Below are 13,421 nucleotides of genomic sequence, written 5' to 3' on the forward strand. Positions count from 1 at the left end.
AGCAAAGTCAATTTTTGCATTTTACTGTTCAATCGGCTTCATCGTGGGGATGTCATCGACGAGCAGTTACAAGCCTTTATTTCTTGATACTACTCTACACCGCAAGGGTTGAATTTTGCCATTCCATTTACATCTCTACACAAGCCTTTATCCGAACTGTATCGTTTGGCGTATGAATTGGCGTAAATGGCGTATGGCGTATTTGGCGTATGCTTTATTTTATTCTTCAGGGTCTTTCCACTGTGCGAACTGACGGTCAAGATTTTCAAATTCAGACTTACGCAGTTCCTTGGTCACATCCGCATAGATGTTCAAGGTCGTGGAGATATCCGAATGTCCCAGCGCATCCTGAATCACCTTGATGTTCACGCCCGCTTCGCACATCCGGGTCGTGAAGGTATGCCGCAGGGTGTGGCAGCTGAAACGCGGCAGGAGTACGGTGCTGTTCGGGTTCTTCGCCAGCACTTCATCGTTGCAGTCCCGGATGATGCGCCGGATGGCCTTATTCAGCGTTCCCTGATGCTGGCACTCACCAAAGCGGTTGACAAAGATAAAATCCGTGTAACCGTCCACCGTTACCGTGCAGCGGATCTCTGCTTCTTCCTGATAGGCACGTTCCTTTTCAAAGGCTTCTTTCACGAAGTCCATCATCGGAACAGTGCGGACACCGGCCTTTGTTTTGGGCGAGTGGCAGTTGAAGTAGCAGCCTTTCCTGCCGCCGTTGTTCTCACGGTGGTCGTAGTTGACCAGCGTGTGATTGACGGAGATCGTGCCTTCCTCTAAATCCACATCGCACCAGCGCAGACCAGTGGCTTCTCCTACGCGCAAACCCGTTCCCAGCATGACTGCGAAAATCGGATACCAGTGCTGGTACTTCGGCGTTTTGGAGAGGTAGGACAGCAGCAGATTCTGCTCTGCCACGGTCAGTGCCTTGCGGCGGTTGGTTTCAAACTGGTGTGCCTTTTTCAGCTCCCGCAGAACATTGTCCGAAGGATTGCTCCGCAGATAGCAGTCCTCCACCGCCATGTCCAGCACCTGATGCAGAACCGTGTGTACGCTGTCAATCGTAGAGACCTGCAAGCCCCGCTCGTCTGCCAGCGTGTTGTAAAACTGCTTCACATCCGACTTTTTGAGCGCAGACACCTTCGATTTGCCGAAATCCGGCTCCACGAACTGCCGATAAAGGTACAGATAATTCTGAAAGGTGTTGTCCTTCAGACCACGCTTCACCTTTGCCCACAGGGTGAACACATCGTTCAGGGTGACGTACCGTGCTTCTGCCTTGATGCCTTCCAGCGAATCTCGCTGAATGTCGTTTTCCTTTTCCCGAAGATCCTCCAAGGTCGCGGCATAAATAGAGTGCCGCTTGCCATCCGGGGAAGTCCAACGGAAATCGTACTTGCCATCTTTGCGCTGGGATTCCCCTTTGCGGAGAACCACACGCGCCTTGTCTTTGCGTTTCGTATTCTGAGTTGTTGCCATGAGCGTTGCTCCTTTCTACATCGCGGTGCAGAAAAGAGCGTTGTTCTGTGTTCATAGTACCACAAATACGCCATTCTCTGCAAGACGTTTTGAAAATTATCCGGGACATTTTCAAAGCGAGTACATTCGCTCCGTATATTCATCCAGCTTGCGCCGCTTGATGAGCCGCTTGGAACCCACCCACAGCACGAACTGGCAATGTTCGTTATCTGATAATGAACGCAGCTTGTTGATGCCAATGCCGGAATAAGCCGCAGCTTCTTCCAGCGTCAGATTGCTCTTTTCCCAAATCGGGACATCCTTCATAGGCAGACCTCCAATTCCTTGTAACCGAACGCCTGTAACCGGGTAGGAAAACTCTCTTTTTCTGCACACAGGGCATCCGGTGAGCTTTATACTTTTTCTTCTCTTTTTAAGGTTACATGGTTACAGAAAGAGGAAAACGCAGCAATCATGCGGTCTTTGCGCTGTAACTGCAGCGTAACCAAACCTGTAACTGACCGTGTAACCGCTGTCCATCAGAAGGGAAAGCCCAGCTGCTTAGCTTCCGCATCCGTCATTTCGGAGAAATTTTCAGCCCCGGTTTCGGGGCTGGTTACGCGCTCCCAGCCTTTCTGAACACCGTACTTCGGGTAACGCTTAGCGGTTTTGTGAGCCTGCCAGCCTTGGATATCGCCGCGCGAAATACCCGTGTTCATGATCTCGCAGATAGCACGGGTCTCCCACTCTGCCGGGATATTGGTGTTGCCCAGCGCCTCCGCATAAAGCTGCTTGGAACACACCCGGTCACCCGTGTAGTCCTCCAGAAAGGCGTAGATCATGCCAGCCTGCGCATCCTCCTGCATGAAGTCCTGTTGGTGGGCTTGCAGCGTTTCCTGCATAGCGGGGCTGAACGCCAGCTTGTAGTTGCCTCTGTTGTAGATGGTCATAGCTTCTGCCCAGAGCTGGTCGATATAGGTGCGAGATTCCTCCTCATTGTCCAGAATGTGGACTTCGGCCAGTTCCGCGTCCACCGGGACAGGGATGAAGCGGCGGTTGCCTGTGCGGTCACGGGGCAAAAAATCCTGTCGATTGGTCGTGCCAGCAAAGACGCACTGGCGCAGACGGTCGGCAGGATGGGTCTCGTAGGGGACTTTATAGGTTTCCTTCTGTTTGCTGAGAAAACTCTTGATTTCCTCGATGCTCTTGGCATTGGCGGTGGCAATCATCTCCGACATTTCAATGATCCAGTGACCTTGCAGCTTGCGGTACACGTTGTCATCGTCCAGCCGCCGCAGGTCATCCGAAAACCACTCGTCCTTAACGGCCAGCAGACGGAAGAAAGTGGACTTCCCCGCACCCTGACCGCCCACCAGACAGAGCATGGTTTCAAATTTGCATCCCGGCTGGAACACCCGCTTGATGGCTCCCAGCAGGAAAATTTTCATAGCTTCGCAAGTGTACTCGTCCTCCGCAGCACCGAGAAAATGGTGCAAGACGTGGGCTATCCGTTCTGTTCCATCCCATTTTAGGCCGTTCAGGTAGTCCCGGGTGGGGTGGTAGCGGTTCTCGTTGGCAACGATGTGGATAGCAGATTCAATCTTCTTTTCGCTGGAGATACCGTATTTCTCCATACAGCGCAGAATATACTTCATGTCGGTGTCGTTCAGCGTCTTGCCGGAGCGGGGCCAGCCCACAGGCTTTACGATGTCGATGCGCTCGCTCAACAGGTTCAGTCGAATGGCATCGGCCAGCACATAGTCGTTCTGCAAAATCGTGATGCAGTTCTGGATCGTCCGCTGGATTTCGCCGTTGGAGTGCTTGGACAGCATTTCCTTCACATCGGTAATGGTTCGGGGAGCGCGTTCTTCGTTGACTTCTTTGCTCAATAAACATCACCTCGTACTATTATTGAAAACATTTTTCTGACTTTTCGGCGGTAGGCGGCGCAGATGGCTTCCGCTGCGCCTGTTCCGTCTGCAAACGGCTCAACAGGTGCAGAACGGAATCCCGTGCTTTCTCCTTGACCTGCTCCTTGCCCTTCTGTCGGACTTCCGGCTTCAGCAGCTTCTCCTGCAGACGTGCGGCGGTGGTCTGCATGGTCTTGAGGAACTTGTTCAGCACATCGTCCAAACGATGGGAGGCATATTCCCTAGTAGCTTTGGGAGCTTTTCTCTCTGGCGATAACACCCACCTCTTCGTGTCCTCGATCATCCGCATATCTTCCTTGCGGGTCTCGGTGCGTACTACGTCCGTCACGACCTCCACCGCCTTGTCGTAGGCTGCTGCCGAAACTTCATCGATCAGCGTTTCCATGTCGTTGACCTTGAGGGTCAATTCGTCCAGCTTGCTCTGCTGGGCGGCAAGCTGCTCCTTCTGCTTGGCAAGGATAAAGTCCTGCTTTTCCAGATATTTGCGGTTGCCGTATTCTGCTTCTTCCTCCAATTCCAGACCGTGCCGCTTGGCGATCTCAAACAGCATTTTCCGACAAGCGGCATCGAAGGAGATTTTGCGATTGTTCCGGTGGCTGAGGGGCTTGTCCGGGTCGGGCAGCTCGAAGCCCAGTGCTTCCAGTGCCTTTTCCTGCTGGGGTGCTACCTCGCCGTACTTGTTCTCGCAGTCGAACACATGGCGCTCATGGATGTGGGGTGTGCTTTCGTCCAGATGCAATGCCCAGTCCAGCAGATGAACATGAGTGCCAAAGCGCTTATGAAATTCGGACATAAACTCTGTCACCACTAAGACCAGATCTTCCACCGATGCGTGTTCGTCTAGCGTTCCGAACTGGTAGATGGTTTCTTCCGGGCAAGTTTTCTTACCTGCAAGTAAGTCCTCTATGGTTCGGTTGCGCTCGGTGTGGCGAATCTTCGCATTGCGGGCATTCTGGTTCTCCACAAAGTGAGAATAGTGGATTTCATAGAACATCTTCTCCACATCGCTGAATGCAGCCGTCTGTTTGTCCTTGTCGGATGCAGAGCGGATGCCGTGATAGCAATCCCAGTAGATATTGCCCTTGGCACGCTTTTGGTCAATGTGCTCACTGTTGGCAAGGTTGAAACTGCGGTCATTGTGCTTGGGGTTGTAGGTGCCGTGGGTCCCAGCTCTTCCGTTGTGTCGTGTTAATTTCAGATAGACATCCCTCTTTTCCTGTATTTTTTGTACGGTCACTCGTGCGATCAAATCACAGGAGTGATACAGTTCTTCTAAGCAACGGTTCTCGCATTTCAAGACCGTGTCTTGAAATCTTCTCTCGGAATCGAGAGGTAGTCCTTTCAGAAAAGGATTTATGTGTTTGTTATACTGCAAAGAAAGTGACCTACCGCTCCTTCCCTCAGTGGGAGATCATGGCGTTTGTCGCTTTCTGCTTAGAAGAGTTTGCTTTCGCTCTGCAAGAAAAGTATAACAGGATTTCCCGCAAAGCGCGTGGGCCTTGTACGTCAACTTTTGTAGACCTCATACGTCTATTTCTTCCAAAAATCTCCAAAATGCCGTACCGCCGTATTCATTATAGCACCCGAAATTGTGAAAGTCGTGGGCCTCGTAGGCCTATTAAGTGGGCCTGTCAGGCCTACTTTTTTCAAAAATTTCCAAAAAGCGTAAGCGGGCACTAGATCACAGTGACTGTTGGGTCTCTTCATTTGAAGCCTACAGAAAGTATAACAGAGAAACTCATACTCGAACAGGAACCGAGAGTTCCTAATTTTCGGTGAAAGTAGGAAGCATCGTTCCCATTTCTTGTTGTATCGCTATTCTTTCTTTTGGAAAAATCGCTAAGATGCTGCATCTCTGCAATTATTATAGCACCTGAAATCACTAAAGTCGTGGGCTTCGTAGGCCTATTATTGGCCCCCTAAGTGAACCTGTTTTGATTACTTTTTCCTGATTTTGGTATAAGGTTTAGCGGGGGCTTTTTTCATTTCAACAGCTTGCTGGGAGAGAACGCAGCAGCGAAGCTGCTGGATCTGCCGCCGTTTTGCGCCAGATAATACCCAGTAGGATATGACGCACAGCATCATATCACTGGGGCAAAGGGCTGCGCCCTCTGCACTCCTGCACCGGGCAAGCTGTCCTGAAGGACAGCTCGTCCGGCTTCAATATGTATCGAGAACCAGCGTACTCGCCAGTTCTCTCAATTGTAGATCAGCACACTGGTCTGCTTAATATGTTAAGGTCTCCCATATTCGCCCTCGGCTCCCTAGGAGTGGGGAATCGTCCGGCGGCGGATTCTCACCGCACCATTGGCATTTCAGCCACCCCGCCTTCGTTATGGCCGGGCTACGAGTTACAGAAGTACCTTTTGCGAAGTACCGGACGATTGAACTATTCTGTTTTCAAGGTGCAGATTTTATAGAAAATCTTCGAAATTTAGGGCTTCCGAAAAAATTATCCCTCTAATTGATAGCCGACGGAAACACCCAAAATACAACCATGTTTTCAAAAGTTAACAGAAAAGTCACAGATTCGGAGTTCAGCGCTTAAGAACGCTGTCTGTACTATTAACAGAAAAAGTACTCTGAAATAGGGGGTGTTGAGAAAATTTTTCTGGCAGAATTTTGTGCCCTGAAAAAGAACCCTCCATATACTAGCCATCGAAAATGCCCATTTGGCACCCTTCAAGGTGATTTTGTAATCAAATTGTCATTTTCGCAGGTGATTTCAGCTAAAAAACACCCCTCTACTTACTAGCCCGCGAAAATGGCTATTTCGTAGCATTGAAAGCGACTTTGTAACTGATTTGTAATAAAAAACGGCAAAGCAGATAGAATCCGCTTCACCGTTTTTTGATTGTAGACACGTATCAAATGATTTAAAGTTCATCAAAACTCTGCTGGCTTTCCAAAAAAGTTTTGATTTTATTAAAATCATTTATTGCATTTAAAGGATCTTTGCGCATTTGCCGAATGGAGCATTCCCATACGATGAGAACTCGGATGCCGCTGTTTGTTAATTGCTCATAAACAATTTTGTCACGTGTTACATTTGTTTTAAATTTATTAGTCCAAAAGTCAATGTGGCTTTTCGGCGTATAGGCATATTTACATCCTTGATGCCTATGCCAGAAGCATCCATTCACGAAAATTGCGACCTTGTATTTTGGAAGATAAATATCTGGATGTCCAGTAATACGATTGTCATTCTTACGATATCGGTACCCTTTTGAGAAAAGCAGCCTTCTAAGATATATCTCCGGAGTAGTATCCTTGCTTTTAATAGCTGACATATTTTCACTGCGTTTTTTCTTTGAAACGATATCAGCCATTATAGATTTTCAACTTCTTTCACATACGTGACAAAATGACCCAGTGTCCAGATTCGTTCACGCCTATCAGCAGGATATGCCTGAATATATGGTTTTGGAACAACTAAAATGACATTTTCAGCCTGCATCTCGTCCATCTGTGCAGCAGAAATCCCCTGCTGCAAGGTACAAAGATACTTTGGCCGATCACGAAGTCGATCAGCCTCATTTAAAATTTGTCGCCAACGATCCTTGCAGGTTGTTTTCGCTGCAAGAGAAACCAATCGGTCAGTTGAATACGCTGCATCATGATACGCATCCTGTGAGGGAAAAATAAAATCAGGTTTCTTATTGCCCTCAGTGATTGCTTGAGCCTTATAACGGACCCCATTGCCATCAAAAATCGCAGCAAGGTGGTGTTCAAGACTTTTTCCAGCGCGGCTTTTTCTTCGATTCAGTACAATATTGGCTGTATTTATAAAGTCCTCAACCGATGGAAAGCCATGAGTTATCATATCACCATATCGTGCATATTCCAAAGCACGAAACAGTTTGAATTCCGCATCAGTCCAATCAAGCAATTTGCGATCAGGGTTATCTATAATAAAGTTTTCATGATCATACACAGCATTCTGGATTCGCCGCGCAGCTGCGGACATTTCTTCGGATGCAGGAAAATCTACCGTCAATCCAGAAATAAACTCTTCTATTGCTGTTTTTTCGCGAAGTTCAAGGTCTGCTTCACGAATTTGAATCAATCGATTTGTCTCTGTTGGACTGACACCAAATGCATCCAGAAACTGATTAATATCATCTTCTGTGTTAAGAACAAATCCCTGATAGTATTCTTCGCTATCCATAACCAGAACGAATAATGCACCAGTATATTCGGGACGCAAAAAAGGAAACCCTTTGCCAAAATTTGTGATACGATATTCGTTTCGTGATCCCTGTCCGTAGTAAATAAAACGGCTTCTCCTTATAAAATCACCCTGCCATTTTATTTCAACCCACCGATCCTTATTCTGTCCACGCTCACCCGGAGTTTCAAATAGAATGGGAATGGCTGGTTTTGCAATATAAATTCCTTCCTGATGACCACCGGTCAATCCGGTATCATTCGCTGCTAGGAATTTGCAAAACACCTTTTGACCATTTAATGCCGCGGATATCGCATAAAGTGCAATATTTTCCATTCAACCAACCTCAGAAATAATCATTTCATCCCTCGACTGGCTGCTTTCATTATCCAGCCGTTCAATCTCTTTTACAATAAGTGTGGCAACATTTTCCATAAGGGGAACAACAACTGAATTACCGAATTGACGGTAAGCTTGGGTATCCGAAACCGGAATTTTGAAACTGTCAGGAAATCCTTGAAGTCGCGCACATTCACGTGGAGTTAGACGCCGCGGATTTTTTCCGGATTGTTCAATCAGGATTTCCGAACCATCCTTATAATATCGTGCGCTTAACGTACGAGATACACCATCTAATGGGGCAATGCCATATCCAAATCCATTTCCAGCGGCCTTGTGCTTTGCGGCATAGTTTTGAAGATATGCCCACAACTTGTCGGATAGCGTATATTTGGTATCGACATTTGTTTCCAGAATATCCCGAATAACCGGCTTCGGTGTTTTGGGCGTAATATCAAATCGGAATTTATAATTGTAACCATGGCCATAGCGTTTTCTATCAAATCCAACAATCAGAATACGCTCTCTGTGCTGCGGTACAAAATTCTTCCCATCGAGTATCTCAAAAAAGACTTCATAATCAAGTTCTTCAAGGGCTTCACGAATAATCTTAAAGGTACGGCCCTTATCATGGCTGCACAGATTTTTAACGTTTTCAAGCATAAAGGCCTTTGGCCGCTTTGCTTTTAGAATTCGACACACATCAAAAAATAATGTTCCCTGCGTTTTATCTTCAAAGCCGGTCGCTCTGCCAAGGCTCTGCTTTTTAGAGACACCCGCAATGGAGAAAGGCTGACAGGGAAAACCGGCTACCAAGATGTCATGATCTGGAATAGAGTTTGCATCTACCTGAGTAATATCGCCTTCTGGCTGTTCGCCAAAATTAGCCAAGTAAGTCTGTTGGCTGTATTTGTTCCATTCGCTGGAATACACGCAGCGACCACCAGCGTGATCGAATGCAATTCGCATTCCTCCAATACCAGCAAACAAGTCAATAAATGTGAAAGAAGCATCCACCTTCTTTTGAGACTTCTGCTGACTCAACATTCTAATTAAAACCCCTGATACACAGTTTTGCACGGATTGCCCGTTTTCATTAGCGTAATCGGATAATTCATCGAAAACATTATCTTCAAGTCGGATATGAAGCTGCTTGAACATTGTACGCATCCTCTCTGGGAAAATTTCTGTACCGTTATTTTCCCAGTATATCACCGGTTCAATCTTATCGCAACAAGAAATTGTTGTTTTGCTTGTCTTTTTCTCAAAAAAGGTGTATTATATATAATGGTTTTTTATGTCAGGGAGAGGAAATGGAATAATGCCAAACGTAATCGATCTTTACGCTGGAGCGGGTGGGTTAAGCTTAGGTGCTGCAAGAGCCGGCTTTACGGTTACCGCCGCTGTTGAACTTGAACCACATGCGATTGAAACACATTCTAAAAACTTTCCTAATACCATACATATCCGTAAGGATATTATGGAATTAACCGGTTCATCTTTGCTGGAGATGGCAAGAATGAAAGACAAAAAGCCTGATGGAATTATTGGAGGTCCACCCTGCCAAGGCTTCAGCAGCATTGGTCAGGGAAATGTTGATGATTCACGAAATTGCCTTTTCATTAAATTCTTTGAACTTGTTGAGGATATCCAGCCTTCTTTCTTTCTGGCAGAAAATGTTCCTGGGATTATGAATCCCAAATATGATGAAATTCGAGCAAAGGCTTTCCAGCATGTTTCACAATATATCATGCTCCCCATAAAAGTTGCGGCAAACGAATACGGTGCGCCTACAACTCGCACACGTATTTTCTTTATTGGCTTTCTCCCTAGCAAAGTAAAGCCCATTACAAGGGAAGACATCGAACAGAAAAAGGTTTTTCCTGACGCCATGACGACCGTGCGCCAAGCGTTTGAAGGGCTTCCCGAAAAAGAACAAGTGAATGGTGAAACCGGATTTGGTATACTGGAATCGAGTTATTTTGATACAGATCACCAACATTCTCAAACGAAGTTCTTTTACGAACATACAGTTTCAAGACGTCCTCCATTAGTTGGCGATCCTGATTATATTAAAGGCTTTATGGAAAGGCATGAAGTAAACGGCTTTCTTCCGACAGTGCATACAGATAAGGTAGCACAACGCTATGCCAATTTGGCCTATGGCCAAAAAGATGAAATTTCAAAGTCGACGCGCTTAAATCCAGATGGATTCTGCCCAACGTTACGTGCAGGTACCGGACCGGAAAAAGGAAGCTATCAAGCTGTACGGCCTATCCATTATAAAGAGGCTCGTGTTATCATGCCGCGAGAAGCGGCCAGACTTCAAGGATTTCCGGACTGGTTTTGTCTGCCAGATACGATATGGCACAGTTTCAGGCAAATTGGTAACAGCGTTTCTCCGATTGTTGCTGAACAGGTTTTGAGTGTGATTTTTCAAAAGCTGACCAAATGATAATTGGGATAGTATTTGTAGTATGCAATGTAACTGTTTACGGCATCCAAGTGCTTATCATCAAAGATAAATGGAAAGTCTGTTATAAGCGTTTGCTGATCGGTGATTGGCAAACGCTTATTTAATTCTGAAATTTCCTGAACCGAGAGAGCAGGGATTTCAATTCTACTGGGTTCAGCATCCCAGGAAAAAGTATTATGCGGGTATGCCTTTAGCGAATCTCTGATTCTTGATTCCAAACAAGGGTCATTTAAAATGATGCCGGTAAATGTAAGCATTTGCTGTCCGTCTGCATAGACTGTTGAAAAAAGCGGAAATAGGAAGTTCTCACTGTATTCAAAACTTAGCAATGTTGCTGCCTTTAAAATTTTCAGCAACGTTATTGGATAGTTGTGCCGCGTAAGGCACCTTGCTGTGAGTGCTGGAGGAAGATATGCATCCTTTACTTTGCTTTTCAGTGTTTCCAATCGTTCTTCTTGAAGGCTATCTGGTTGTCCCGATCCTTTTCCCAGAGAATCCGGATTAGCATTCAAAGTAATTCTAACAATATCTCCAGGATTCAGCCGATCCAGCAGAGTTGTATAATCGGCCAATTGAGCGCCCAGTCCTGATGGCGAAACAAAATCAAGCCAGAAAATATTATGGTCAGCATCCTCTGGCATAAAACTTGTCAGATATGCAGTGCTATCCATGTTTTTTATATCTATGCAATTGTATGGCAAATTGAACTTTGCGCGAGAAAACACCTGTGGATCAGCTTCAAGTGAGATCATTTTGGAAATATTCAATCGTTCATGTAATATTTTAAAATCATCAAACATATATGAGCCGAATCCGGTATACCAATAATCAGCAACAGGAAATACCGATGTCAAGCCTATCAGTGTTTGCACAAATAGATTACGATCAATGCTTTTATTGGGCCGAAGATGATAAAATGGTTGGCTGGCCATATTAATTACCTTCTTTTTTTCTGGCTTCGTCCAGAATCATTTCAAAACACTTTTTTCCAACGTCTGAGGGGGAAATGGAAAAAGACCGATCATTGTATACATATTCAATGATGTCTTCAATTTCATCCAATGCTTTAGTGTACCGAATGACTTTATAAGGTTTATCATTTGGTGGTTTCGGCAAATCCGGACTATAAACAAGTCCACCCTTATTTTGACGCAACTTGATATGATTGTTTTTCTCCAGTTCGCTGGCAGGAACAAGCAAATCGCCAACAGAGGTTCGTTTTGCAGCGGTAGAATATACACGCTCCTTTTCGTTTTGCCCCTTCCAGCGGTTCGTATAATCCGTAAACATTTTCAGTCCCTGACGCATTCGATTTTTGACAGCCGCATAAATGTACGATGAAGTATCTACGCCACGTTTGGTTGTTGTCATCGGGAGATTTTTCGGGTTGTTGCTTTCAAAGATTACAATGCCACGAATTCCGATGAACTGCGTATGATACTGTGGCACACCTGCTTCTCCCCAACCAGTAAGATGAGATTTATCATTGTATAACACCACACGATCATTGCATACGATCGTCCATCCGGCATCGGCTGTCGAACGCTTTAAGTCGTTTTCATCATCAATATCTTCAGGAGAGGGAGGCGGCGCATAAAAACCAATTACAAGTTTTACACTCACATCACCAAAATCCTGTGTAAATATGAAAGGTTTTATTCCCGCATCTTCATTCGTAACGAGGAGCTCAATAGGAAGCGGCGTTACTTTTCTTCCATTGATACTTATTTCAAACCCCTTTTGGATAATAAAACTATAACTTTGCTCGATCGCCTTGATAAGCTTGTCAATGTACATACTGAGTTTATCCGGATTGTCCCAAAGTTCAGCGATTCCACTGTTGATATTTTGAATTTCAATGCTCGTCCCTCCATCGGAAAGAACATTGTCATCGTGTAATTCTTCAATCGGGAAGTTCCAATCGTCTTCAGACGAAGACCAGTCTTCAGGGATAGTTACAGTATAGAGACAGCCATCATTCCGCGTAGTTACAACAGCAGATCTACCGATTTTAAAAATAGCACGCTTCATACCGATTCCGTAGATACCAACTGTTGGAAGTTCATCATCAGACTTTTCCGCAGAGCGTCCCATGCGAAATGCATATTTTTCAGCCACTTCCATCGGGATGCCACCACAATTATCTTCTATGGTGAAAGAGGTATTGGTTATTGTGATTTTAGAATAGAAACCCTTATAAAAGTCTGGTGTATCACGTGTTGTCAAGCCCTTTTTCTGACGTACCACACCATCCAGACAATTATCCAGCAAATCAAGAATAGCATCATTTAACTCAATATCACGAGTAAGCATTCCCACAAAAAACTCTTTTGTAGGAAATCCTTGTGCTGTTTTTGCCATCTCAGTTCCGCCTTTCATTTTTTATTAGGGGAGCACGCTTTTGTCCATTATACAACTATACATTATGTGTAGCAATAGAAATTTAGACAAAATACCCAGTATAGTAACAGCACGCCAGAACTAAAAGTCCTGGCGTGCTGTTACTATACTGATAACTGGACTTAATCAATCGAAAAAGATGACTTCTTTTGCTCGATTTTGAATATTGTTCATTCTCTGTACCCATTCCATCTGGTTGGTAGCTTTCAATTCTTCAGTCACGCCTTCAGCATTTGCCATCTGCTGAATGAGAAGATTTAACTGCTCGTGCATTTGTCCGTCAATGGTGAATAGATAACTGTTCAATTTACCAGATAGCAGGAGGGTCTGATATCGTACCGGATGATATTCCAGCAGATGCTGTCTATATCGTCTTCCCCAGTACCCGACAGATCGAAACTGTTCGTCTAAAATCAAGTCGGGAAGATAATAATCGCCAACAGGGACATAGTCCAGATCATTAGTTTCATCATGGAATCTGATTTTCAACTTTTCCATTGTGCTTTTCTCCATGTTCTTCACATTTGCTTCTTTTGCGGTGGAAAGTTCCGGCTGTCCGTTTGCAGATTCATAAATACGCTTTTTGATGCAGTTCTTTACAGGTCTACACTCATCCACCACACACCCGAATTTTACGTCAAACGCG

General features: G+C 45.3%; 11 protein-coding genes. 1 reads left to right on the forward strand and 10 read right to left on the reverse strand.

Features of this window, described 5'->3' with window-relative positions; genetic code table 11:
• Window positions 1–219 precede the first annotated feature (219 nt).
• From J3351_RS10505 to dcm, 7 genes are all read right to left on the reverse strand, one after another.
• A complete protein-coding gene (locus tag J3351_RS10505; protein ID WP_207697708.1) occupies window positions 220–1,482 on the reverse strand; it encodes a tyrosine-type recombinase/integrase in 1,263 nt (420 codons plus the stop codon).
• A 111-nt stretch (window positions 1,483–1,593) separates the two neighbouring features.
• The gene (locus J3351_RS10510) at window positions 1,594–1,788 is read right to left on the reverse strand and encodes an excisionase (protein ID WP_207697709.1); all 195 of its coding nucleotides are present in this window, start codon (window positions 1,786–1,788) and stop codon (window positions 1,594–1,596) included.
• A 212-nt stretch (window positions 1,789–2,000) separates the two neighbouring features.
• Complete coding sequence (locus tag J3351_RS10515) at window positions 2,001–3,293, reverse strand: virulence-associated E family protein (protein ID WP_207697733.1); 1,293 nt, start codon at window positions 3,291–3,293, stop codon at window positions 2,001–2,003.
• Window positions 3,294–3,369: 76 nt separating this feature from the next.
• Window positions 3,370–4,629, reverse strand: coding sequence for a hypothetical protein (locus J3351_RS10520; RefSeq protein ID WP_307862861.1), 1,260 nt, complete (start codon window positions 4,627–4,629; stop codon window positions 3,370–3,372).
• A gap of 1,639 nt (window positions 4,630–6,268) precedes the next feature.
• Window positions 6,269–6,721, reverse strand: a complete 453-nt coding sequence (locus J3351_RS10525; protein ID WP_178293978.1) for a very short patch repair endonuclease — start codon at window positions 6,719–6,721, stop codon at window positions 6,269–6,271.
• Window positions 6,721–7,896 carry a type II restriction endonuclease gene (locus tag J3351_RS10530; protein ID WP_178293977.1) on the reverse strand — a complete coding sequence of 392 codons (1,176 nt, stop codon included), beginning with the start codon at window positions 7,894–7,896 and terminating at the stop codon, window positions 6,721–6,723. Before J3351_RS10530 ends, J3351_RS10525 begins: the two co-directional genes overlap by 1 nt.
• Window positions 7,897–9,060 (reverse strand): DNA (cytosine-5-)-methyltransferase, encoded by a 1,164-nt coding sequence (gene dcm, locus J3351_RS10535; RefSeq protein ID WP_207697710.1) that lies wholly within the window; start codon window positions 9,058–9,060, stop codon window positions 7,897–7,899.
• A 160-nt stretch (window positions 9,061–9,220) separates the two neighbouring features.
• Between dcm and J3351_RS10540 the strand changes: the two genes are divergently transcribed.
• On the forward strand, window positions 9,221–10,354 hold the full coding sequence (locus J3351_RS10540; protein ID WP_207697711.1) for a DNA cytosine methyltransferase: 1,134 nt from the start codon (window positions 9,221–9,223) through the stop codon (window positions 10,352–10,354).
• On the opposite strand, the gene J3351_RS10545 is transcribed toward J3351_RS10540, so the two are convergent.
• From J3351_RS10545 to J3351_RS10555, 3 genes are all read right to left on the reverse strand, one after another.
• A complete protein-coding gene (locus J3351_RS10545; protein WP_207697712.1) occupies window positions 10,336–11,307 on the reverse strand; it encodes an O-methyltransferase in 972 nt (323 codons plus the stop codon). The two genes, J3351_RS10540 and J3351_RS10545, sit on opposite strands and share 19 nt — an antisense overlap.
• A gap of 1 nt (window position 11,308) precedes the next feature.
• Window positions 11,309–12,736 carry an ATP-binding protein gene (locus J3351_RS10550; protein ID WP_207697713.1) on the reverse strand — a complete coding sequence of 476 codons (1,428 nt, stop codon included), beginning with the start codon at window positions 12,734–12,736 and terminating at the stop codon, window positions 11,309–11,311.
• 165 nt (window positions 12,737–12,901) lie between these two features.
• Window positions 12,902–13,273: a TnpV protein gene (locus J3351_RS10555; protein WP_207697714.1), complete on the reverse strand. Its 372-nt coding sequence runs from the start codon at window positions 13,271–13,273 to the stop codon at window positions 12,902–12,904.
• Window positions 13,274–13,421: the final 148 nt, after the last annotated feature.

The organism is Faecalibacterium sp. Marseille-Q0746, assembly GCF_017377595.1.
Lineage (GTDB): Bacteria > Bacillota > Clostridia > Oscillospirales > Ruminococcaceae > Faecalibacterium > Faecalibacterium duncaniae.

What these genes read in the sequence shown, in the direction of transcription:
- J3351_RS10530 (WP_178293977.1), bottom strand. Translation starts at nt 7,896, where the DNA reads ATGGAAAATATTGCACTTTATGCGATATCCGCGGCATTAAATGGTCAA.
- J3351_RS10505 (WP_207697708.1), bottom strand. Translation starts at nt 1,482, where the DNA reads ATGGCAACAACTCAGAATACGAAACGCAAAGACAAGGCGCGTGTGGTT.
- J3351_RS10550 (WP_207697713.1), bottom strand. Translation starts at nt 12,736, where the DNA reads ATGGCAAAAACAGCACAAGGATTTCCTACAAAAGAGTTTTTTGTGGGA.
- J3351_RS10510 (WP_207697709.1), bottom strand. Translation starts at nt 1,788, where the DNA reads ATGAAGGATGTCCCGATTTGGGAAAAGAGCAATCTGACGCTGGAAGAA.
- J3351_RS10525 (WP_178293978.1), bottom strand. Translation starts at nt 6,721, where the DNA reads ATGGCTGATATCGTTTCAAAGAAAAAACGCAGTGAAAATATGTCAGCT.
- J3351_RS10545 (WP_207697712.1), bottom strand. Translation starts at nt 11,307, where the DNA reads ATGGCCAGCCAACCATTTTATCATCTTCGGCCCAATAAAAGCATTGAT.
- J3351_RS10515 (WP_207697733.1), bottom strand. Translation starts at nt 3,293, where the DNA reads ATGCTGTCCAAGCACTCCAACGGCGAAATCCAGCGGACGATCCAGAAC.
- J3351_RS10540 (WP_207697711.1), top strand. Translation starts at nt 9,221, where the DNA reads ATGCCAAACGTAATCGATCTTTACGCTGGAGCGGGTGGGTTAAGCTTA.
- dcm (WP_207697710.1), bottom strand. Translation starts at nt 9,060, where the DNA reads ATGTTCAAGCAGCTTCATATCCGACTTGAAGATAATGTTTTCGATGAA.
- J3351_RS10555 (WP_207697714.1), bottom strand. Translation starts at nt 13,273, where the DNA reads ATGGAAAAGTTGAAAATCAGATTCCATGATGAAACTAATGATCTGGAC.